General features: G+C 54.5%; 20 protein-coding genes and 1 riboswitch. Of the genes, 12 read left to right on the forward strand and 8 right to left on the reverse strand.

Translation table 11 applies throughout. The annotated features are described in order from the left end of the window. The first annotated feature begins 329 nt into the window (after positions 1-329). Together purH and purD are read left to right on the forward strand one after the other, a co-directional pair. Positions 330-1,919 carry a bifunctional phosphoribosylaminoimidazolecarboxamide formyltransferase/IMP cyclohydrolase gene (gene purH, locus F0Q32_RS24130; RefSeq protein WP_001187550.1) on the forward strand — a complete coding sequence of 530 codons (1,590 nt, stop codon included), beginning with the start codon at positions 330-332 and terminating at the stop codon, positions 1,917-1,919. 11 nt (positions 1,920-1,930) lie between these two features. After that, a complete protein-coding gene (gene purD / locus F0Q32_RS24135) occupies positions 1,931-3,223 on the forward strand; it encodes a phosphoribosylamine--glycine ligase (RefSeq protein ID WP_149464980.1) in 1,293 nt (430 codons plus the stop codon). Between the two features lie 46 nt (positions 3,224-3,269). On the opposite strand, the gene F0Q32_RS24140 is transcribed toward purD, so the two are convergent. The 6 genes from F0Q32_RS24140 to nudC form a co-directional block, all read right to left on the reverse strand. Then, positions 3,270-3,962 carry a DUF1481 domain-containing protein gene (locus F0Q32_RS24140; protein WP_149464995.1) on the reverse strand — a complete coding sequence of 231 codons (693 nt, stop codon included), beginning with the start codon at positions 3,960-3,962 and terminating at the stop codon, positions 3,270-3,272. Positions 3,963-3,974: 12 nt separating this feature from the next. Next, on the reverse strand, positions 3,975-4,247 hold the full coding sequence (hupA, locus tag F0Q32_RS24145; RefSeq protein WP_001044509.1) for a nucleoid-associated protein HU-alpha: 273 nt from the start codon (positions 4,245-4,247) through the stop codon (positions 3,975-3,977). A gap of 186 nt (positions 4,248-4,433) precedes the next feature. Then, complete coding sequence (locus F0Q32_RS24150; RefSeq protein ID WP_149464981.1) at positions 4,434-5,024, reverse strand: YjaG family protein; 591 nt, start codon at positions 5,022-5,024, stop codon at positions 4,434-4,436. A gap of 48 nt (positions 5,025-5,072) precedes the next feature. After that, positions 5,073-5,738 (reverse strand): deoxyribonuclease V, encoded by a 666-nt coding sequence (nfi, locus tag F0Q32_RS24155; RefSeq protein ID WP_149464982.1) that lies wholly within the window; start codon positions 5,736-5,738, stop codon positions 5,073-5,075. Positions 5,739-5,747: 9 nt separating this feature from the next. Next, positions 5,748-6,812 carry a uroporphyrinogen decarboxylase gene (hemE, locus tag F0Q32_RS24160; protein WP_149464983.1) on the reverse strand — a complete coding sequence of 355 codons (1,065 nt, stop codon included), beginning with the start codon at positions 6,810-6,812 and terminating at the stop codon, positions 5,748-5,750. Between the two features lie 43 nt (positions 6,813-6,855). Beyond that, positions 6,856-7,629, reverse strand: a complete 774-nt coding sequence (nudC, locus tag F0Q32_RS24165; protein WP_149464984.1) for an NAD(+) diphosphatase — start codon at positions 7,627-7,629, stop codon at positions 6,856-6,858. Positions 7,630-7,725: 96 nt separating this feature from the next. Between nudC and rsd the strand changes: the two genes are divergently transcribed. The 10 genes from rsd to F0Q32_RS24215 all read left to right on the forward strand — a co-directional run bounded on the left by rsd (position 7,726) and on the right by F0Q32_RS24215 (position 16,466). Further along, positions 7,726-8,214, forward strand: coding sequence for a sigma D regulator (rsd, locus tag F0Q32_RS24170; RefSeq protein WP_149464985.1), 489 nt, complete (start codon positions 7,726-7,728; stop codon positions 8,212-8,214). A gap of 50 nt (positions 8,215-8,264) precedes the next feature. Further along, positions 8,265-8,374: riboswitch (TPP riboswitch) on the forward strand. An 86-nt stretch (positions 8,375-8,460) separates the two neighbouring features. Continuing rightward, positions 8,461-10,356 carry a phosphomethylpyrimidine synthase ThiC gene (thiC, locus tag F0Q32_RS24175; protein WP_149464986.1) on the forward strand — a complete coding sequence of 632 codons (1,896 nt, stop codon included), beginning with the start codon at positions 8,461-8,463 and terminating at the stop codon, positions 10,354-10,356. Then, positions 10,356-10,991, forward strand: a complete 636-nt coding sequence (gene thiE / locus F0Q32_RS24180) for a thiamine phosphate synthase (protein ID WP_149464987.1) — start codon at positions 10,356-10,358, stop codon at positions 10,989-10,991. The genes thiC and thiE overlap by 1 nt, the downstream gene beginning before the upstream one ends. Further along, positions 10,984-11,736: a thiazole biosynthesis adenylyltransferase ThiF gene (thiF, locus tag F0Q32_RS24185; RefSeq protein ID WP_149464988.1), complete on the forward strand. Its 753-nt coding sequence runs from the start codon at positions 10,984-10,986 to the stop codon at positions 11,734-11,736. Before thiE ends, thiF begins: the two co-directional genes overlap by 8 nt. Next, a complete protein-coding gene (thiS, locus tag F0Q32_RS24190) occupies positions 11,720-11,920 on the forward strand; it encodes a sulfur carrier protein ThiS (RefSeq protein ID WP_149464989.1) in 201 nt (66 codons plus the stop codon). The genes thiF and thiS overlap by 17 nt, the downstream gene beginning before the upstream one ends. 1 nt (position 11,921) lies before the next feature. Then, complete coding sequence (thiG, locus tag F0Q32_RS24195) at positions 11,922-12,692, forward strand: thiazole synthase (RefSeq protein ID WP_149464990.1); 771 nt, start codon at positions 11,922-11,924, stop codon at positions 12,690-12,692. After that, the gene (gene thiH / locus F0Q32_RS24200; RefSeq protein WP_149464991.1) at positions 12,689-13,819 is read left to right on the forward strand and encodes a 2-iminoacetate synthase ThiH; all 1,131 of its coding nucleotides are present in this window, start codon (positions 12,689-12,691) and stop codon (positions 13,817-13,819) included. The genes thiG and thiH overlap by 4 nt, the downstream gene beginning before the upstream one ends. Positions 13,820-14,122: 303 nt before the next feature. Further along, complete coding sequence (locus F0Q32_RS24205; RefSeq protein ID WP_149464992.1) at positions 14,123-15,664, forward strand: sensor domain-containing diguanylate cyclase; 1,542 nt, start codon at positions 14,123-14,125, stop codon at positions 15,662-15,664. Between the two features lie 181 nt (positions 15,665-15,845). Then, positions 15,846-16,151: a PTS sugar transporter subunit IIB gene (locus tag F0Q32_RS24210; RefSeq protein ID WP_149464993.1), complete on the forward strand. Its 306-nt coding sequence runs from the start codon at positions 15,846-15,848 to the stop codon at positions 16,149-16,151. A gap of 6 nt (positions 16,152-16,157) precedes the next feature. Continuing rightward, positions 16,158-16,466 (forward strand): PTS lactose/cellobiose transporter subunit IIA, encoded by a 309-nt coding sequence (locus F0Q32_RS24215; protein ID WP_015966386.1) that lies wholly within the window; start codon positions 16,158-16,160, stop codon positions 16,464-16,466. A 43-nt stretch (positions 16,467-16,509) separates the two neighbouring features. On the opposite strand, the gene dcuB is transcribed toward F0Q32_RS24215, so the two are convergent. After that, the gene (dcuB, locus tag F0Q32_RS24220; RefSeq protein WP_015966387.1) at positions 16,510-17,850 is read right to left on the reverse strand and encodes an anaerobic C4-dicarboxylate transporter DcuB; all 1,341 of its coding nucleotides are present in this window, start codon (positions 17,848-17,850) and stop codon (positions 16,510-16,512) included. Positions 17,851-18,131: 281 nt separating this feature from the next. Continuing rightward, a complete protein-coding gene (gene rpoC / locus F0Q32_RS24225) occupies positions 18,132-22,355 on the reverse strand; it encodes a DNA-directed RNA polymerase subunit beta' (RefSeq protein ID WP_149464994.1) in 4,224 nt (1,407 codons plus the stop codon). Positions 22,356-22,374: the final 19 nt, after the last annotated feature.

Below are 22,374 nucleotides of genomic sequence, written 5' to 3' on the forward strand. Positions count from 1 at the left end.
GGAGCGCATTATAGGGAGTTCTCGTGAGGCTGCAACCCTAAATATGCGGTAATTTTACCGACTGCTGAAATCCACAGCAAAACCCCGCCTTATACCCACTTAACCACAGAGTTATCCACAATTCAGCAGATCTTTTCTCTCTATAAAGGGTATCGTTACCGAATAATCCGGATAGCTCAAATGAAAAAGAAAAATTCGCGAGCGTTGCGCAAACGTTTTCGTTACAATGCCACCGCAAAACAAGGATGCCCCGTAAGGGGCGTTAGCTGAGTTTTTCGCGAAAAATTCAGCTAACGCTCTCTGTAATAGTCAAATCCAGGGGATTTACCATGCAACAACGTCGTCCAGTCCGCCGCGCTCTGCTCAGTGTTTCTGACAAAGCCGGTATCGTCGAATTCGCCCAGGCACTTTCCGCACGCGGTGTGGAGCTGCTGTCTACAGGGGGCACTGCCCGTCTGTTAGCAGAAAAAGGTCTGCCGGTAACCGAAGTTTCCGATTACACCGGTTTCCCGGAGATGATGGATGGACGCGTGAAGACCCTGCATCCAAAAGTGCATGGTGGCATTCTGGGCCGTCGCGGCCAGGACGATGCCATTATGGAAGAACATCAGATCCAACCTATCGATATGGTAGTTGTTAACCTCTATCCGTTCGCCCAGACCGTTGCCCGTGAAGGCTGCTCGCTGGAAGATGCGGTTGAGAACATCGATATCGGTGGTCCAACGATGGTGCGCTCCGCCGCCAAGAACCATAAAGATGTCGCAATCGTGGTGAAGAGCAGCGACTACGACGCCATTATTAAAGAGATGGATGCCAACGAAGGATCGCTGACGCTTGCAACCCGTTTCGATCTCGCTATCAAAGCCTTCGAACACACCGCCGCCTACGACAGCATGATTGCCAACTACTTCGGCAGCATGGTTCCGGCTTATCACGGTGAAAGCAAAGAGGCCGCTGGTCGCTTCCCGCGTACACTGAACCTGAACTTCATTAAGAAGCAGGATATGCGCTACGGCGAGAACAGCCACCAGCAGGCTGCCTTCTATATAGAAGAGAATGTGAAAGAAGCCTCCGTTGCCACCGCAACCCAGGTTCAGGGTAAAGCCCTCTCTTATAACAACATCGCCGATACCGATGCGGCGCTGGAGTGCGTGAAAGAGTTCGCCGAGCCGGCATGTGTGATTGTGAAGCACGCTAACCCTTGCGGCGTGGCTATCGGCAATTCCATTCTTGATGCTTACGATCGCGCGTACAAAACCGACCCGACCTCCGCATTCGGCGGCATTATCGCCTTTAACCGTGAGCTGGATGCTGAAACCGCACAGGCCATCATTTCTCGTCAGTTTGTCGAAGTGATTATTGCACCGTCCGCCAGCGAAGAAGCCCTGAAAATCACAGCCGCCAAACAGAACGTGCGTGTCCTGACCTGCGGTCAGTGGGCCGAGCGTGTTCCAGGCCTTGATTTCAAACGCGTGAACGGCGGTCTGCTGGTTCAGGATCGTGACCTGGGGATGGTTGGTGCAGAAGAACTGCGCGTCGTCACCAAACGCCAGCCGACCGAACAGGAACTGCGTGATGCGCTGTTCTGCTGGAAAGTGGCGAAGTTCGTGAAATCCAACGCTATCGTCTATGCCAAAGGCAATATGACCATCGGTATTGGCGCAGGCCAGATGAGCCGCGTGTACTCCGCAAAAATCGCCGGTATTAAAGCTGCCGATGAAGGCCTGGAAGTGAAAGGTTCGTCGATGGCTTCTGACGCATTCTTCCCGTTCCGCGACGGTATTGATGCCGCCGCCGCTGCGGGCGTGACCTGCGTAATCCAGCCTGGCGGTTCTATCCGTGATGACGAAGTGATTGCCGCCGCCGACGAGCACGGTATTGCGATGCTCTTCACCGACATGCGCCACTTCCGCCATTAATGGAGCGACAGATGAAAGTATTAGTGATTGGTAACGGCGGGCGCGAGCACGCGCTGGCCTGGAAAGCGGCCCAGTCGCCGCTGGTTGAGACTGTTTTTGTTGCTCCGGGTAACGCAGGCACTGCACTGGAACCCGCGCTGCAAAACGTCGCTATCGGCGTGACCGATATCCCGGCACTGTTGGATTTCGCACAAAATGAAAAGATCGACCTGACCATCGTCGGCCCGGAAGCGCCGCTGGTGAAAGGCGTGGTCGATACCTTCCGCGCCGCCGGGCTGAAAATCTTCGGCCCAACCGCAGGTGCCGCGCAACTGGAAGGCTCGAAAGCGTTTACCAAAGATTTCCTGGCCCGCCATAAGATCCCTACGGCGGAATACCAGAACTTCACCGAGGTAGAACCTGCACTGGCGTATCTGCGTGAGAAAGGCGCGCCAATCGTCATTAAAGCGGACGGTCTGGCTGCCGGGAAAGGCGTTATCGTAGCGATGACGCTGGAAGAAGCCGAAGCGGCCGTTCACGACATGCTGGCAGGCAACGCTTTTGGCGACGCGGGTCATCGTATTGTTATCGAAGAGTTCCTCGACGGCGAAGAAGCGAGCTTTATCGTGATGGTGGATGGTGAGCATGTGCTGCCAATGGCCACCAGCCAGGATCACAAACGCGTAGGCGATAAAGATACCGGGCCGAACACGGGCGGGATGGGCGCTTACTCCCCTGCGCCAGTGGTGACCGATGAAGTTCATCAGCGCACCATGGAACGTATCATCTGGCCAACCGTGAAAGGCATGGCGGCGGAAGGCAACACCTACACCGGTTTTCTCTATGCGGGCCTGATGATCGACAAACAGGGCAATCCGAAGGTTATCGAATTTAACTGCCGCTTTGGCGATCCTGAAACTCAGCCGATTATGCTGCGCATGAAGTCCGATCTGGTTGAACTCTGCCTGGCGGCCTGTGAAGGCAAGCTGGACGAGAAAACCTCCGAATGGGATGAACGCGCTTCTCTTGGCGTGGTGATGGCTGCGGGTGGGTATCCGGGCGATTACCGCACCGGCGATGTGATTCACGGCCTGCCGCTGGAGGAAATTGAAGGCGGTAAGGTGTTCCAGGCAGGCACAACGCTTTCTGCGGATGAGCAGGTACTGACCAACGGTGGCCGCGTACTGTGCGTGACAGCATTGGGTCATACCGTCGCTGAAGCGCAGAAACGCGCCTACGCGCTGATGAGCGATATTCACTGGGATGGCAGCTTTAGCCGCTCGGATATCGGTTATCGGGCGATTGCGCGCGAGCAAGGCGAGTAATTTCCCTTATCCTCTCCCGCAAGGGGGAGGTACCTTTCAGGCTCGCTTAGAAACTTTTTTCCCGTGGCTGCCAGGTACAGTAGTCCTGGTTCGCCACCAGCAGCAGTTGCGTCCCTTCTGGCGATTCCAGCCAGGCAATGCTCACCTCTACCGATGAACGACGCTGGCGATTCTCAACATGCGCCAGCGCGCGGCTATCGAGGTCAGGCTTCACCACCTCGCCTTCGCAGGTCGTTACGCTATGATCCGCATGCCAGCGCCCCTGGCGCAGCACCACGCGCCCCTGACGCAATGCATCGCTGGTCTGATGGATTTGCTCAGCACGATAGCGGTAAAGCGCTATCTGATCGCTGGAAAGCTGTTGTTTCTGTCCGTCGACTTCCCGCTGCATAAAGCTCAGTTCACCGCGGCTGTCAAAACGGGCACGAATATGTTCGGGAGGTTTACTGTAGATATTCAGTTCAATCAGCGAGAGCTGATCGCCCTGCCAGCGGTATTCGCTGGTTGTGGTCGCCCCATTGCGCCACGGACTGGAGACCGCCAGAAGATGGGTTTCTCCGCCGGAGTCTTTGCGCCAGATGCGTACAGCACCCTGATCGTCAGCATAGCCGCTGGCGGTGAATGGCGGCAACGCGCTGTTATGGCTACAGGCAGACAGCAACAGTACGCCACCCAACGCCGCCACGGAACGCCAGATAGACAAAAGGGGTGAGACCACCCCTTCGCTAAAACTGTTCACTGCCACGCGGTCTTACTTAACTGCGTCTTTCAGTGCTTTGCCAGAAACAAATGCCGGCACGTTAGCTGCGGCGATTTTGATTTCTTTACCGGTCTGCGGGTTGCGGCCAGTACGCTCAGCGCGGTGGTTCACTTTGAAGGTACCGAAACCAACCAGTTGTACAGCATCGCCTTCTTTCAGAGACTCAGTAATAGCAGCCAGAGTGGATTCCAGAGCAGCTTTAGCCTGGGTTTTGGACAGTTCTGCTTTGTCTGCAATTACATCAATCAGTTGAGTCTTGTTCATAAGTTATCCTTACAATGTGTTTATCGCTTGCTAAGCATCGAGTGCGACGAAAATGCCAGAAAAGCACTCTCCTGCATACACGCACCGATAGCCACTTTTTTTCGCCCCCCAAATGTAGACCAGACGGGGGGCGGAAGGGAAGCCTTCAGGCACGACAATTCAGGCGGTAAATCACGTTTTGTTGACTCATTGCTTAAAATTTATACCAATATTGCTCTCGCCAGCCTCTTTGAGGTCTGCGCGCAGGCCTTTTATCAGTTCAACATCCCGTTCTTCGCAGTCAGCTAAAACTCGGAAAATTTCCCACTGAATGTCCCATTCCTGTTCCACCGCCGGGTTCTCTTTGAGCTCTTCATCGGTCATTTCGCGACCAGCCTGAGTCATCTCCAGCATCGCAACCGTGGTGATTGAACTCTTACTGACTTCGATGGCGTGTTCCAGGGTTTCACCGCTTAAACGAGAATGCACCAGTTCGCTCAGCGCGACGCAGGCATCAATTGCCGGGTAAACACCGTACATGTCGAAATCGTCCGCCGCCGGGATCGCTTCTTCCAGCTTTTCAAGCTGGCTATCGAAGTTCACTTTGGCATCTTTTACCGTCAGCGTTTCCCAGATGAGATCCAGAATACGACGATAAACGTGCGGGTCGCCAAACTCTGACTCTTTACAGAACATGGCGTAGTTCGGGTACATGCGTTCGCACAGGCAGGCCATAAAGGTGACGTGCTGCCAGCTTTCCAGCTTCTCCAGACGCAGGTGAATCGGGTTTTGTAACATGATGAGTTCTCAAATGCGGAAATTAGCCGCAGTTTACCTGAATTGTGGTTATTTTGCTGTAAGGCGCACAAAGGCGGCGCGTTCAGACGCGACGGCGTCAGCCCAGCGTGTTGGCTCTGGCAGGCGATAGCCTTTCATACAGCGTTGCACCCAGGCGAGCGCGCTGTCAGTGCTAACGCGGTGCCCTGTCGCGATAAACAGCGGATTGCAGCGCGCTTTACTGCGCCACACCCACGCCAGCTGCTCGCCTTTATCCATCAGCGGTGATAACGCGCCGGGTTCACTCTCGAGCGGCTCAAATGTGCCGCAGAGGCGCTTTTTTGCCACGCCGATCGTCGGCACATCCACCAACAAGCCAAAATGACTGGCGACGCCCAGACGGCGCGGATGCGAAATACCGTGACCATCAACAAACACGAGATCCGGTTTTTGCGACAGCTTTTCCCACACCGCCAGCAACGCCGGGTATTCACGAAATGACAGGAAGCCGGGAATGTAGGGCATGGTGGTCGCAATACGCGCCACCTGATACTCCACCAGCTCAAGCGATGGATACTTCAACAGCACCATCGCCGCGCGCGTCACTTCACCGCCCTGCTCAAAACCCACATCAGCCCCGGCGATCAGATCCGGCGGATCCTTATCCAGGCGATCCTCGCGGATCACGGAAGAAGCGAGTTCGATTTGTTGAGCGCGTAGCGACGCGAGATCCATAACCACTCCTTACTGGTGATACGGCGCAGAGAGGCGATGTACCGCCTCGACAAACGCGCCGGCGTGTTCCGGCGGCACATCCTGATGGATGCCGTGACCGAGGTTGAAGACGTGGCCTTCGCCCTTGCCAAAGCCCGCCAGAATAGTCGCCACTTCTTCCTCAATGCGCGCAGGCTGTGCGTAAAGCATGGACGGGTCCATGTTGCCCTGCAGCGCCACTTTGTGACCCACGCGGCGACGCGCATCACCGATATCGGTCGTCCAGTCGAGGCCCAGCGCATCACAGCCAGTTTCCGCCATCGCTTCCAGCCACTGTCCACCGCCTTTAGTAAACAGCGTCACCGGCACACGGCGACCATCATTCTCACGCAACAGACCATCGACAATTTTGTGCATGTAATACAGCGAGAATTGCTGATAATCACGCCCGGTAAGCACACCCCCCCAGGTGTCGAAAATCATCACCGACTGCGCGCCGGCTTTAATCTGCGCATTCAGATAGAGCGTGACGCTTTTCGCCAGTTTATCGAGCAGCAGATGCAGCGTTTGCGGCTCGGCGTACATCATCTTTTTGATCACGGTAAACGCTTTGCTGCTGCCGCCTTCGACCATGTAGGTCGCCAGCGTCCACGGGCTGCCGGAGAAACCAATCAGCGGCACTTCGCCTTTCAGTTCGCGGCGGATTGTACGCACCGCGTTCATCACATAACCCAGTTCGCCTTCCGGGTCCGGAATCGGCAGCTTATCAACATCCGCTTTGCAGGTAATTGGCGAGGTGAAGCGTGGGCCTTCGCCCGCTTCAAAATAGAGCCCGAGGCCCATTGCATCCGGGATAGTCAGAATATCGGAGAACAGAATGGCCGCATCCAGCGGGTAACGGCGCAGCGGCTGAAGCGTGACTTCGCATGCCAGCTCGGCGTTTTTGCACAGGGACATAAAATCCCCGGCCTGGGCACGGGTCGCTTTATATTCCGGTAAATAGCGGCCCGCCTGGCGCATCATCCAGACAGGGGTGACATCTACAGGCTGACGCAGCAGCGCACGCAGGTAACGATCGTTTTTCAGTTCGGTCATTTTTCCATTCCTTGAGCTCTTTCACGCCAGTGTAACATGAGTGTCACTCATACTCTGCCCGGCAGAGTGCGACAGTATCTTCAATGAGTCGACGGGCGACAGTTCCCGGCGGCGGCAGTAGCGGTAAATCGTCATAGCGATACCAGTTGGCTTCCAGCAGCTCTTTGGGGTCGATCACGATCTCGCCGCTGTCATACTCGGCCATAAACGCGGTCATCAGTGATTGCGGGAACGGCCACGGTTGGGAGGTGACATAACGCAGGTTTTTGATTTTTATACTGCTCTCTTCCATCACTTCGCGCGCGACGGCCTGCTCCAGTGTTTCGCCCACTTCAACGAACCCGGCCAGCACGGTGTGTACGCCGTTGCGATGACGGGTATGCTGCGCCAGCAGGATGGTGTCATCGCGACGAATGGCGACGATGATGCAGGGCGCGATTTGCGGATAGTAGCGTTGGCGACAGTGGTCGCACAGCATCGCCCATTCGGTTTTGCTGGGGTGCATGGTATGCCCACAGTAGCCGCAGAATTTATGCGAGCGGTAGAACTCCGCCAGCTGCACGCCGCGCCCGGCGAGTTGAAACAGCCCGGCATCCTGGTCGAGAATTTGCCGCAGCGAGCCCATATCATGGCGACGCTGTTGCTGAATCAGCCATACCGGCGAGCCTTGCCATTCACCCATCAGCAGCGCGCGTTGCCCCGCCAGATCGAAATTTCCCGCTTCGCCCCAGGGTAATTCTCCGCCCGGCAGCCATAATTTTTGCTCATGGCTGACGACCCACCAGCCGATGTCTAATTTTTCAATTATACGATCCATATCTATTGCACTACCTTTGCTTCACTGGCATGTTATTTACATTATCGTTACATCTTAGTGCGCAGTCTTTAAACCCACTTGTGCGGAGTCAATCACATGTTAAACCAGCTCGAAAGCCTGACGGAGCATGTTGGAGGCAGTAACAAACTGGTCGACCGCTGGCTCAACATACGCAAGCAATTGCTTGTCGCTTATTCCAACCTGATTGGGATTAAGCCTGGCAAAGAATCGTTTATACGGCTGAATGAAAAAGCACTGGATGATTTTTGTCAGCGACTGGTGGACTACCTCTCCTCCTGCCACTTCAGTATTTATGAACGCATTCTCCATAAATTGGAAGGCGACGCCGCGCTTTTAACGGCCACTAAAATCTGGCCCAAGCTGGAAGCCAACACCCAGGTGATTATGGACTACTACGATTCCAGCCTTGAAACCGCTATTGATCACGATAATTGCTTTGAATTTCAACAAGCATTGTCGGATATCGGCGAGGCGCTGGAGGCACGTTTTGTGCTTGAAGATAAGCTCATCATGCTTGTGCTGGATGCCATGCACGAGAACGCCGGGATCAAACGTCCCGCTTGAGATTTTACGCATTAACGCGTAGTTTACATTCATTGTCCCATTGATGGGGCTACATCTTGTCGGAGTGCCACGTGTGAAAACACAGGCTGAGACCGTTAATTCGGGATCCGCGGAACCTGATCAGGCTAATACCTGCGAAGGGAACAAGAGTAATTCAGTTTTATGCCTCTGCCTTCACGGGCGCTGTGCATTCATTACTCCATCCGTCGTCTGACAAGCCATATCCTTTTTTATTTGGTATGCGCTATGTCTACAACAAAACTGACTCGCCGCGAACAACGCGAACAGGCTCAACGCTTTATCGATACTCTGGAAGGCACCGCTTTCCCTAACTCGCGCCGTATTTATCTCGCAGGTACACAGCCTGGCGTACGCGTGCCGATGCGCGAAATTCAGCTTAGCCCCACGTTTATCGGCGGTACCGAGGACAACCCTCAGTACGAAGAGAACGAAGCGATCCCGGTGTATGACACCTCCGGCCCTTACGGCGACCCGGCTGAAAAAATCGACATCCGCCAGGGCCTGGCAAAGCTTCGCCAGCCGTGGATTGACGCGCGTGCTGATAGCGAAACCTTAACGGCGCGAAGTTCCGCCTATACTCAGGCTCGGCTCGCGGACGAATTCCTCGACGAACTGCGCTTCAACGGCCTGCTAACGCCAAAACGCGCATGCCCCGGCAAGCGCGTCACTCAACTCCATTATGCTCGTCGGGGAGTCATCACCCCGGAAATGGAATTTATCGCCCTACGTGAAAACATGGGGCGCGAACGTATTCGCAGCGAAACGCTGCGCCAGCAGCATCCGGGCCAAAGCTTCGACACGCTGTTACCACAAAACATCACCCCTGAGTTTGTCCGTGCCGAAGTGGCAGCAGGCCGGGCGATTATCCCGGCCAATATTAACCACCCGGAATCGGAACCGATGATCATCGGGCGTAACTTCCTGGTGAAGGTGAACGCCAATATTGGCAATTCCGCAGTGAGCTCCTCCATTGAAGAAGAGGTGGAAAAACTGGTGTGGGCAACGCGCTGGGGCGCCGACACGGTGATGGACCTCTCCACCGGGCGTTACATCCACGAAACCCGCGAGTGGATACTGCGCAACAGCCCGGTACCCATCGGCACCGTGCCGATCTACCAGGCGCTGGAGAAGGTCAATGGGATCGCAGAGGATCTGAGCTGGGAAGCGTTCCGAGATACGTTGCTGGAACAGGCCGAACAGGGCGTGGACTACTTCACCATCCACGCAGGCGTGCTGCTGCGTTACGTACCGATGACCGCCAAACGCCTGACCGGTATTGTGTCGCGCGGTGGCTCAATCATGGCGAAATGGTGCCTCTCTCATCATCAGGAAAACTTCCTTTATCAGCACTTCCGTGAAATTTGTGAAATCTGCGCCGCCTATGATGTATCGCTGTCGCTGGGCGACGGCCTGCGTCCCGGCTCGATTCAGGATGCCAATGATGAAGCCCAGTTTGCCGAACTTCACACATTGGGCGAACTAACCAAAATCGCCTGGGAATATGACGTGCAGGTGATGATTGAAGGGCCCGGCCACGTGCCAATGCAGATGATCCGCCGCAATATGACCGAGGAACTGGAGCACTGCCACGAAGCGCCGTTTTATACGCTGGGGCCGCTCACCACCGACATTGCGCCAGGCTACGACCATTTTACCTCCGGGATTGGCGCGGCGATGATTGGCTGGTTCGGTTGCGCGATGCTCTGCTACGTCACACCCAAAGAGCACCTTGGCCTGCCTAACAAAGATGATGTGAAACAAGGTCTTATCACCTACAAAATCGCCGCCCACGCAGCCGACCTGGCAAAAGGTCACCCCGGCGCGCAGATTCGCGATAACGCTATGTCGAAAGCACGCTTTGAATTCCGCTGGGAAGATCAGTTTAACCTGGCGCTCGACCCCTTTACCGCTCGCGCCTATCACGATGAAACGCTGCCGCAGGAATCGGGCAAAGTGGCTCATTTCTGCTCGATGTGCGGCCCCAAATTCTGCTCAATGAAAATCACCCAGGAAGTTCGCGATTACGCGGCAAAACAGGCCGCAGAGACCGGGATGAACGAGATGTCCGGTCAGTTCCGCGCCCGGGGTGGCGAACTCTATATCCCTCAGGAGAATTTATAATGTACCAGCCTCATTTTCCCGCGGTTCCTTTCCGTTTAGGGCTTTACCCGGTTGTTGATAGCGTGGAGTGGATCGCACGTTTGCTGGACGCGGGTGTTCGCACAATTCAGTTACGCATTAAGGACAAACATGACGACGAGGTCGAGGCCGATGTGGTTGCCGCGATTGAACTTGGTCGTCGCTATAACGCACGTCTGTTTATTAATGACTACTGGCGCCTGGCGATTAAACACCAGGCTTATGGCGTGCATCTGGGGCAGGAAGATCTGGAAACCACCGATCTCGATGCGATTCGCGCGGCCAACTTACGGCTTGGCGTATCGACCCACGATGATATGGAAATTGACGTGGCGCTGGCGGCGCAGCCTTCGTACATCGCGCTGGGTCACGTGTTTCCAACGCAAACCAAGCAGATGCCCTCCGCGCCGCAGGGGCTGGAACAGCTCGCCGCGCATATTCAACGCCTGGACGATTACCCTACCGTCGCCATTGGTGGGATTAGCCTTGAACGTGCGCCGGCAGTGCTGGCGACGGGCGTTGGCAGCATCGCCGTTGTGAGCGCGATTACGCAAGCCGCAGACTGGCGCGATGCCACCGCGAAACTGCTGGCGCTGGCGGGAGTGGGCGATGAATGATCGCGATTTCATGCGCTACAGTCGCCAGATGTTACTGGAGGATATCGCCGTGGAGGGCCAGCAAAAACTGCTCGCCAGCCGGGTGCTTATCGTCGGGCTCGGCGGCTTAGGCGCGCCTGCGGCGCTGTATCTTGCCGGTGCGGGCGTCGGCACGCTGGTGCTTGCTGACGATGACGAGGTGCATCTGAGTAATCTGCATCGTCAGATAATCTTTACCACGCCCGATATCGCGCGCTCAAAAGCAGAAGCGACGCGCGCGCGACTGGCGGCATTAAACCCGGATATCACTCTCACAACGATCACCCAGCGTCTGGCGGGCGATGCGCTAAAGCAGGCGGTGCAAAACGCGGATCTGGTGCTTGATTGCACCGATAACATGGCGACGCGCCAGGCGATCAACGCGGCCTGCGTGGCGCTGAACACGCCGCTGATTACGGCCAGCGCGGTGGGGTTCGGTGGGCAAATGATGGTACTGACGCCGCCGTGGACGCAAGGCTGTTACCGCTGTCTGTGGCCCGATGACGTCGAACCGGAACGCAACTGCCGCACGGCAGGCGTAGTCGGCCCGGTGGTGGGAGTAATGGGTACATTGCAGGCGCTGGAAGCCATCAAGCTGTTAAGTGGTATACCCACCCGCAATACCTTGCGTCTGTTTGACGCACGCGCGCACCAGTGGCGAAACCTGGCGCTGCATCGCGCGGCGGGCTGCCCGGTTTGTGGAGGTCGCCATGCAGATTCTGTTTAATGACGAACTCATACCATGCGCGGAGGGGCTCTCCGTCAGCGTCCTGCTCACTCAACTTGAACAGTTAAAGCCGGGCATCGCACTGGCGCTCAATCAGCAAATCCTGCCGCGCGAGCGTTGGGAACATCACATTGTGCAGGACGGCGATCAGATCCTGCTTTTTCAGGTTATAGCCGGGGGCTGATATGTTACGCATTGCCGATAAAATCTTTGATTCTCATTTATTTACGGGTACCGGTAAATTCGCCTCATCGAAGGTGATGGTCGATGCCATTCGCGCATCGGGTAGTCAGCTTGTCACGCTGGCGATGAAGCGCGTCGATTTGCGTCAGAATAACGATGCCATTCTGGAACCCCTGCGCGAAGCGGGCGTCACGCTGCTGCCGAATACCTCCGGCGCAAAAACGGCGGAAGAAGCAGTATTCGCCGCGCAGTTAGCCCGTGAAGCGCTGGGCACAAACTGGCTGAAGCTGGAGATTCACCCTGACGCACGCTGGCTGTTGCCCGACCCGATCGAAACTCTGAAAGCCGCTGAACTGCTGGTAAAAGACGGTTTTGTGGTGCTGCCGTACTGCGGCGCAGATCCGGTATTGTGTAAGCGTCTTGAAGAAGCGGGATGCGCCGCCGTGATGCCGCTGGGCGCGCCGATTGGGTCGAATCAGGGGCTGGAAACCCGCGCGATGTTAGAGATTATTATCGCTCAGGCGAATGTTCCGGTAGTGGTTGATGCGGGCATTGGCGTACCGAGCCATGCCACACAGGCGCTGGAGATGGGCGCCGACGCGGTGCTGGTGAATACCGCCATTGCCGTCGCCGATGATCCGGTGATGATGGCACACGCGTTTCGTATGGCCGTCGATGCCGGTATTCTGGCACGCCAGGCAGTACCGGGCGCACGCCGCACGCACGCCGTCGCCACCAGCCCGCTAACCGGCTTTCTGGGGGCAAGTTTATGAGTGCCTTTAGCGATCGCTGGCGCGAACTCAACTGGGACGATCTGCGCCTGAAAATCAGCAGTAAAACCGCAGCCGACGTTGAACGCGCGCTGGCCGCCCGTCATCTGACGCGCGACGATATGATGGCGCTGCTTTCTCCCGCCGCCGCCGATTATCTTGAACCGCTGGCGCAGCGCGCGCAGCAACTCACCCGTCAGCGTTTCGGTAACACCGTCAGTTTCTACGTGCCGTTATATCTTTCGAACCTGTGCGCCAACGACTGCACTTACTGTGGTTTCTCCATGAGTAATCGCATCAAGCGTAAGACGCTGGACGAAACTGAAATCGCGCGTGAATGCGCCGCCATTCGTGCCATGAATTTCGAGCACCTGCTGCTGGTCACCGGCGAACATCAGAGTAAAGTCGGGATGGACTATTTTCGCCGCCATCTCCCCGCCATCCGCAGCCAGTTTTCATCGCTACAAATGGAAGTCCAGCCGCTCTCTACCGAAGAGTATGCTGAGCTGAAAACGCTGGGGCTGGATGGGGTGATGGTGTATCAGGAGACCTACCACGAAGCGCAGTACGCCCATCATCATCTGAAAGGCAAAAAGCAGGATTTCTTCTGGCGGCTGGATACGCCGGACCGCCTGGGTCAGGCGGGAATAGATAAAATCGGCCTCGGCGCGCTGATTGGCCTGTCGGACAGCTGGCGGGTGGATTGCTTTATGGTGGCCGAGCATTTGTTGTGGCTTCAGCATCACTACTGGCAAAGCCGCTACTCGGTCTCCTTCCCCCGCCTGCGTCCATGTGCAGGCGGCGTAGAACCTGCGTCCTTGATGGATGAAAAGCAGCTGGTACAGGTGATTTGCGCATTTCGCCTTTTCTCACCGGAAATTGAGCTGTCGCTCTCCACCCGTGAATCGCCGTGGTTCCGCGACAACGTGATTCCCCTGGCAATCAACAACGTTAGCGCGTTCTCAAAAACGCAACCCGGCGGTTATGCCGACGATCACCCTGAACTGGAACAATTTTCCCCGCACGATGCCCGCCGACCGGAAGCGGTGGCGGATGCCCTGCGCGAGCGAGGATTACAGCCAGTATGGAAAGACTGGGACGGCTGGCTGGGACGCGCCTCGCAACCCTGAGGAGAGCAATGTAAGCGCATAATGTTGTCTGCGAAGAGACTCGCAGCGCATCACTTTGCACATTGTTGAAAACCGCATCAAGGAATACGCTAGCCCTCGTCAGCAGGATGTTGACCAGGGCGGCTCTTCCTTCCTCTACCGCCCTGCCCCCACTTCGCTTTTAAGATAATCGGCAACTATTTTTGCGTCTCTGATTTAATTACCCTATAAACAACAAGGAAAGCATAACTTTTATATATCGCCGCACAACATCTCCTGGCCCTTATACTTTTGCCATTCACCTTCTGGAAAGAAGAATACGTTATGAGTACTCATAGCAGGAAACTGTCATTTACCACGCCGATAATAATCAGTTTCGCCGGTATCCTTTTGAGCTTCCTGGTCATTGCCACCCTGGTGATGCTCAATCAGCGTAAAGATATCATTGAGGATTACCACCATATCAACCGTAACTTCACCCACAACATGGCGGTGAATTACATGGAATCGATCCTGCGCGAAGATGATTATATTTTAAGCCGCGCGACGGCCTTTTTAGCAAACAATGAACAGCTGGATAACGTCGTTAATCGCGATCCGGAGAAAGGTACTGAGCTCATGATGCATCTGCTGGCACTGATGCCAACGGTAACATCCATCTCTGTCGCCGACCCTCATGGAAATTATTTGCGCGTCCCGCAGGTGATGGCGACGTCCGACAGCGGAGCGTTCAATGCCACAACGCGTCCCTGGTTTCGGGCGCAGGGCGACTCTGGATTATTTTCGCGCTACACACAGCCTTATACAGACTACTTTACCCGCGAGACCACCATCACCATGGCCAAGCCTGTGGTTTCTCCGGATGGGAAATTGAAAGGAACGCTGGCATTTCACCTGGATTTGCCGTCAATGAGTTATACCCTGCGACAAATGCAATCACCGGTCAGCGGGGAATTTTTTGTGGTTAACCGCGATGGTAAGGCAGTGCTTCATCCGGATACCACTCGTCTGTTCAGTAATATGGTGCCTGAAACGCTGATGGACCAAATGACCAATGCGGAAGGGGAAATTCACGACGGCAAGAGCAAAACCTGGCTCTACTATTACTCGTTCACCAATCCCGACTGGTTCGTCATTTATAAAGTCTCCGACCATACGCTCGCCGACCTCGCCCACCATGAAACGGTTATTGTGGCCTGGGGATTTGCCGTCGCCGCCTTTGTCATCATCGTCTTTGCCCTCTATTTACGCCACGCCTCGCGCACCGTGCTGATGAATATCATCAATGCCATTAAAACGGGCGACGTTAACCGCGCGCCCAGGCTGGAAGCGATGTTAAGCAAAGCCATTGAAACCAATAAAGAACGCGAAATTGCCTACGTCCGCCAGGCAACCATCGATGCCCTGACCGGCTGTAAAAACCGTCGCGCCTTCGACAGCGATATTGCCGCGCTGATGAACGATCACCAGCCTTTCGCATTAGCGCTGGTCGATATCGATAACTTTAAGTCGATCAACGATACCTGGGGTCATCTGAACGGCGATATTGTGCTGCGTAACGTCGCGCGTGAGGGACTACAAATTCTGCAACCGCATGAGATATCGATTTATCGCTATGGCGGTGAGGAGTTTGCCGTTATTTTCCCGGCAACCTATATCGATTCAGCTCGTACCCTGCTGGAAAACTGGCGTGAGAAAGTCGCGCAACGCACGTGGCGTGAAGAGGGGCTTACCGTGACCTTCAGCGGTGGGCTGGGCGAATGGAATATGGAATCGCTGGAGCAGTTGATTGTTAGCGTTGATGAAGCGCTTTATAAAGCAAAACAGCAGGGGAAAAACAGGATTTTGCGTACCACTGTGGCCTGATTTTGCTTTCTCTCATTGAGCCCACAGCAGTGGGCTTTTTTCATACCACCAGCAAAAATGTAACCGGTTTCAGTTTTTTCAACCTTTCTTTGTGATGGCTTACACACAATCGCCGCAAAGCAGTTGTTGAACCCTCTCGCCCGCGATAAAGATGTGACATCAAGGAACATGAGGGCGAATTATGAAGAACATCGTTTTATGCTGTGCTGCAGGTATGTCTACCAGTATGCTGGTTCAACGTATGAAAGACGCAGCTCAGAAGAAAGGTATTGAGGTTTCCATCAAGGCCGTGCCGGTCGCGGAGTTTCAAGACAATCTCAATGAAGCCGACATCATCCTGCTTGGCCCACAGGTCAAGTATGAGCAAGCTAAGCTGCAGGCGCAGGCCGATCCGCTGGGCAAAAAAGTGGCGGTTATCGACATGATGGATTACGGCATGATGAAAGGTGATGCCGTTCTGGAAAAAGCCCTCAAACTGATGGAGTAAGCCGGCATGGAAGATTTGGAAACCACCATTATGGAGCTGCTGGTGAACGCTGGCGCTGCGCGTAGTGCTGCATTAACCGCGCTACAGCTTGCGCGTAAAGGCGATTTCACCGGTTCAGAAAAAGCGATGGCGGAGTCACACGACTACGTGAAGCATGCACACACCATTCAGACCCAACTTATTGGTCTGGATGAAGGCACCGGTAAATTACCGGTAAACCTGATTACCGTTCACTCTCAGGACCATCTGATGAACGCGATGGTGATTCAGGATTTAGCAACGGATATGATCGAACTCTATCGTCGTACCGCGTAATCAAACGCATTAAAGCAGGTGCCATAAGGCACCTGCTTTTTTATTACAGAAAACCATACAGCCCGGCGAATACCCAGCCAAATACGCACGAGACACTCACGCCAATCAAGCCCGGCAGAATAAAGCTGTGGTTAATCACGAAGCGACCAATATGCGTGGTGCCTGAACGGTCAAACTGAATCGCCGCCAGGTCACTGGGATAGGTGGGCAGAATATAGTAACCGTAGCAGGCAGGCGCTGATGCCACGATATACGCGGGGTCCACGCCAATCGCCAGTGCGACCGGAACAATCGCCGCTAACGCTGCCGCCTGTGAGTTCACGAATTTCGAGACCAGCAGCAGTACAATCGCATAGGCCCACGGATACTCCTTCACCATTTCGCCTAACACGCCTTTAATTTCGGACATGTGCGCGCCAAACATGGTTTCCGCCATCCAGGCAATACCGTACACCGCAACAATCGCTATCATCCCGGAACGGAAAACTTCGTTTTTAGAAATCGATGCCGGATTAGTTTTGGTGATGATGATAATCAACGCGCCAGACAGCAGCATAAACATCTGGATAACCAGCACCATCGACAATGGCTTACCATCAAAGGCCGGACGCAGTTCTGAAAATGCCCCCAGCAGTGCCACTACCGCAATGGATGCCAGGAAGATCCACATCGCCACCCAGTTACTGGTGGGGAGTTTTTTATCCAAAAGCGTCGCCGTATCGCCATACACATAGTGACGGTTTTCCGGTACGGCAATAAATTCCTGGAAGGTCTGGTCTTTATCTAAATCCTTTCCGCGGAACCAGCTAAAAATACCAATCGCCAGGATGCCGAGCAGCGTCGATGGGATGGTAATGGATAAAAGATCGAGAAATTCGAGATGCTTGCCGTTAAAGGTGAAATTACCGAGCATCGCCACTAATGACACCACGGCAACCGAGACCGGGCTGGCAATAATGCCCATCTGTGCGCCGATAGAACTCGCCGCCATAGGACGTTCCGGCCGGATATTATTTTTGATCGCCACATCGTAAATAATCGGCAAAATGGTATACACGACATGCCCGGTACCGCAGAGAATGGTCAGTGTGCAGGTGACGAAAGGCGCGACGATGGAAACATATTTCGGGTTACGCCGCAGAAGCTTTTCGGCAATTTGCAGCATCACATCTAAGCCGCCTGAAGCCTGAAGCGTTGCCGATGCGGCTACCACGGCAATAATCACCAGCATCACATCGACAGGCGGTTTACCCGGCTGAAGATGAAAAACAAAGACCAGAATAACCAGCCCGATGCCGCCCAAAAGCCCCAGTGCAATACCGCCCTTTCTCGCGCCGTAGAACAAACAAATTAAGATGATAATGAGTTGTATAGCAAATTCCATGCATCCCCCAAATCCTGTCCGTTAATATCCGCTATTTTGTCGAGCGCTGATTTTTGTTGTTTGGATTTCCTCCTTTGCCTTTTTCAGGGCAAATAAACCCCGTCCGACGGTGCTGTGCCGGGTCTGTAAGTCATTCATTTGATTACTATGGTGCTTCGACTATATCCACTTTATAAATGTGGTTTTTTGATATGCGTAGAATTTTTAACCATTGGTTTTTTACAGACATAAAAAAAGCCAGCCGGGAAAACCGACTGGCTTTTTAAGCGCTACCTTAACGATTACTCGTTATCGGAACCGCCCAGGCCTGCGTTCAGCAGTTCTGCCAGGCTGGCAGACGCTTCTTCCGCACTCACCTGCTGAGTAGCAGGAACTTCACCTGCTGCACGGCGGCGAATACGATCCTGGTGGTACGCGTAACCGGTACCTGCCGGGATCAGACGACCCACAATGACGTTCTCTTTCAGACCGCGCAGTTCATCACGTTTACCTGCAACAGCTGCTTCGGTCAGGACACGTGTGGTCTCCTGGAACGATGCTGCAGAGATGAAGGACTCGGTTGCCAGAGACGCTTTGGTGATACCCAGCAGATCGCGGGAGAACGTTGCGCCCACTTTGCCGTTCGCTTCCAGTTCGCGGTTAGCGATCTTAACGCGAGAGTATTCAACCTGTTCGCCTTCCAGGAAGTCGGAGCTACCTGCATTCTCGATGGTGGCTTTACGCAGCATCTGACGAACGATAACTTCAATGTGTTTATCGTTAATCTTAACGCCCTGCAGACGGTATACGTCCTGTACTTCGTTAACGATGTAACGAGTTACAGCATGAACACCACGCAGACGCAGAATGTCGTGCGGCGCTTCCGGACCGTCGGAAACCACGTCACCACGTTCTACACGTTCACCTTCGAACACGTTGAGCTGACGCCATTTCGGAATCATCTCTTCGTACGGATCGCTACCGTCTACCGGGGTGATAACCAGACGACGCTTCCCTTTGGTTTCTTTACCGAAGGAAATGATGCCGCTGATTTCAGCCAGGATTGCCGGCTCTTTCGGACGACGTGCTTCGAACAGGTCCGCAACGCGCGGCAGACCACCGGTAATATCCTTGGTACCGCCAGATTCCTGCGGAACACGGGCCAGGGTATCACCAGAGCTGATCTGGATGCCATCTTCCAGCTGAACAATCGCTTTGCCCGGCAGGAAGTACTGAGCAGGCATATCGGTACCTGGGATCAGAACATCGTTACCCTGAGCATCAACGATTTTCAGTGCCGGACGCAGATCTTTACCACCCGCGGTACGTTCTGCGGAATCCAGAACCACCAGCGAAGACAGACCGGTCAGTTCGTCAGTTTGACGAGTAATGGTCTGGCCGTCGATCATGTCAGTGAAGCGAACAAAACCGCTTACTTCGGTGATAACCGGCATGGTGTGCGGATCCCAGTTTGCAACGGTTTCGCCGCCAGCAACCTGTTCGCCATCACCTTTCGCCATAACAGAACCGTAAGGTACTTTATAGCTTTCTTTGGTACGGCCGAATTCGTCGATCAGTTTCAGCTCGGTGTTACGAGAAGTGATAACCAGTTTACCGCTGGAGTTCACAACCGATTTCGCGTTGCTGAGCTTGATGCTACCTTTGTTTTTCACCTGGATGCTGGATTCAGCAGCCGCACGAGATGCCGCACCACCGATGTGGAACGTACGCATCGTCAGCTGTGTACCCGGCTCACCGATGGACTGTGCCGCGATAACGCCGATGGCTTCACCTTTGTTGATGATGTGGCCACGCGCCAGGTCACGACCATAGCAGTGCGCACATACACCAAAGTCGGTGTCACAGGATACGACAGAACGAACTTTGACGGAGTCAACGGAGTTCTCTTCCAGCAGGTCACACCAGTGCTCATGCAGCAGCGTGTTACGAGGAACCAGAATGTCCGCAGTACCCGGCTTCAGAACGTCTTCCGCGGTTACACGACCCAGTACGCGATCGCGCAGCGGCTCTTTAACGTCACCACCCTCGATAACCGGGGTCATGGTGATGCCTTCCAGCGTGCCACAATCGTCTTCGGTCACAACCAGATCCTGCGCCACGTCAACCAGACGACGGGTCAGATAACCGGAGTTCGCGGTTTTCAGTGCGGTATCCGCCAGACCTTTACGCGCACCGTGAGTCGAGATGAAGTACTGGAGTACGTTCAGACCTTCACGGAAGTTCGCGGTGATTGGCGTTTCGATGATGGAGCCATCTGGCTTCGCCATCAGACCACGCATACCTGCCAGCTGACGAATCTGTGCCGCAGAACCACGCGCACCGGAGTCGGCCATCATGTAGATGCTGTTGAAGGAAACCTGCTGCTCTTCCTGACCGTCACGGTTAATCACGGTTTCGGTTTGCAGGTTATCCATCATCGCTTTGGATACACGATCGTTCGCCGCAGCCCAGATATCGATAACTTTGTTGTAGCGTTCGCCCGCGGTGACCAGACCAGACTGGAACTGTTCCTGGATCTCAGCAACTTCCGCTTCCGCTTCGCTGATGATCTCGTATTTTTTCTCCGGGATGACCATGTCATCGATACCAACGGATGCACCTGAGCGCGCTGCATAAGCAAAGCCGGTGTACATCGTCTGGTCCGCGAAAATAACGGTCGGTTTCAGACCCAGAATACGGTAGCAGGTGTTCAGCATTTTGGAGATCGCTTTCTTACCCAGTGCCTGGTTCACGATGGTGAACGGCAGACCTTTAGGTACGATCATCCACAGAATGGCACGGCCAATAGTCGTGTCTTTCAGGCTGGTTTTAGCAACGAACTCGCCGTTTTCGTCTTTTTCATATTCGGTGATACGCACTTTTACACGCGCATGCAGAGAGGCCAGGCCAGCGCGATAAATACGCTCAGCTTCTTTCGGGCCAGTCAGCACCATGCCTTCGCCTTTGGCGTTAACACAGTCACGGGTCATGTAGTACAGACCCAATACAACGTCCTGAGACGGAACGATGATTGGCTCGCCGTTCGCAGGGGACAGGATGTTGTTGGTAGACATCATCAGCGCACGCGCTTCGAGCTGGGCTTCCAGCGTCAGCGGTACGTGAACAGCCATCTGGTCACCATCGAAGTCGGCGTTGTATGCCGCACAAACCAGCGGGTGAAGCTGAATAGCTTTACCTTCGATCAGAACCGGTTCAAACGCCTGGATACCCAAACGGTGCAGTGTTGGTGCACGGTTCAGCATAACCGGGTGTTCGCGGATAACTTCGTCCAGGATATCCCAAACGACAGCTTCTTCGCGCTCAACCATTTTCTTAGCGGCTTTGATGGTGGTGGCGAGGCCACGCAGTTCCAGCTTGCCGTAGATGAACGGTTTGAACAGCTCCAGTGCCATTTTCTTCGGCAGACCGCACTGATGCAGACGCAGGTATGGACCTACGGTGATGACAGAACGACCGGAGTAGTCAACACGCTTACCGAGCAGGTTCTGACGGAAACGACCCTGTTTACCTTTGATCATGTCGGCCAAAGATTTCAGAGGACGTTTGTTAGAACCGGTGATCGCACGACCGCGACGACCGTTATCCAGCAGGGCGTCGACCGCTTCCTGCAGCATACGTTTTTCGTTGCGTACGATGATGTCCGGCGCAGCCAGATCCAGCAGACGTTTCAGACGGTTGTTACGGTTAATGACGCGACGATACAGATCGTTCAGGTCAGACGTCGCGAAACGACCACCATCCAGCGGAACCAGCGGACGCAGATCTGGCGGCAGTACCGGCAGAACGGTCAGGATCATCCACTCTGGTTTGTTACCAGACTGAACGAACGCTTCCAGCAGTTTGATACGCTTGGTCAGCTTTTTACGCTTGGTTTCGGAGTTGGTTTCGTTCAGCTCTTCACGCAGAGTTTCACACTCTTGCTCCAGATCCATGCTCTTCAGCAGGGCCTGAATAGCTTCTGCACCCATCTTCGCGTCGAATTCGTCACCGAACTCTTCCAGCGCGTCCAGATACTGTTCTTCGGTCAGAATCTGATTACGTTCCAGGTTCGTCATACCGCCTTCGATAACCACATAGGATTCGAAGTACAGAACACGTTCGATATCACGCAGCGGCATATCCAGCAGCAGGCCGATACGGGACGGCAGGGATTTCAGGAACCAGATGTGCGCAGTCGGAGACGCCAGCTCGATGTGGCCCATACGCTCACGGCGTACTTTAGTCTGGGTCACTTCAACGCCGCACTTCTCACAGATCACACCACGGTGTTTCAGGCGCTTGTACTTACCGCACAGGCACTCGTAGTCTTTTACCGGCCCAAAGATACGGGCGCAGAAAAGGCCGTCACGCTCAGGTTTGAACGTACGGTAGTTAATGGTTTCCGGCTTTTTAACTTCACCGAAAGACCATGAACGGATCATGTCTGGCGATGCCAGAGCAATTTTGATCGCATCAAACTCTTCGGTTTTAGTCTGCGCTTTCAGAAACTTTAATAAATCTTTCACGGATTTGCTCCCGTCGGAG

It is taken from the genome of Pseudocitrobacter sp. 73, from assembly GCF_008369545.1.
GTDB classification, from domain to species: domain Bacteria; phylum Pseudomonadota; class Gammaproteobacteria; order Enterobacterales; family Enterobacteriaceae; genus Pseudocitrobacter; species Pseudocitrobacter vendiensis.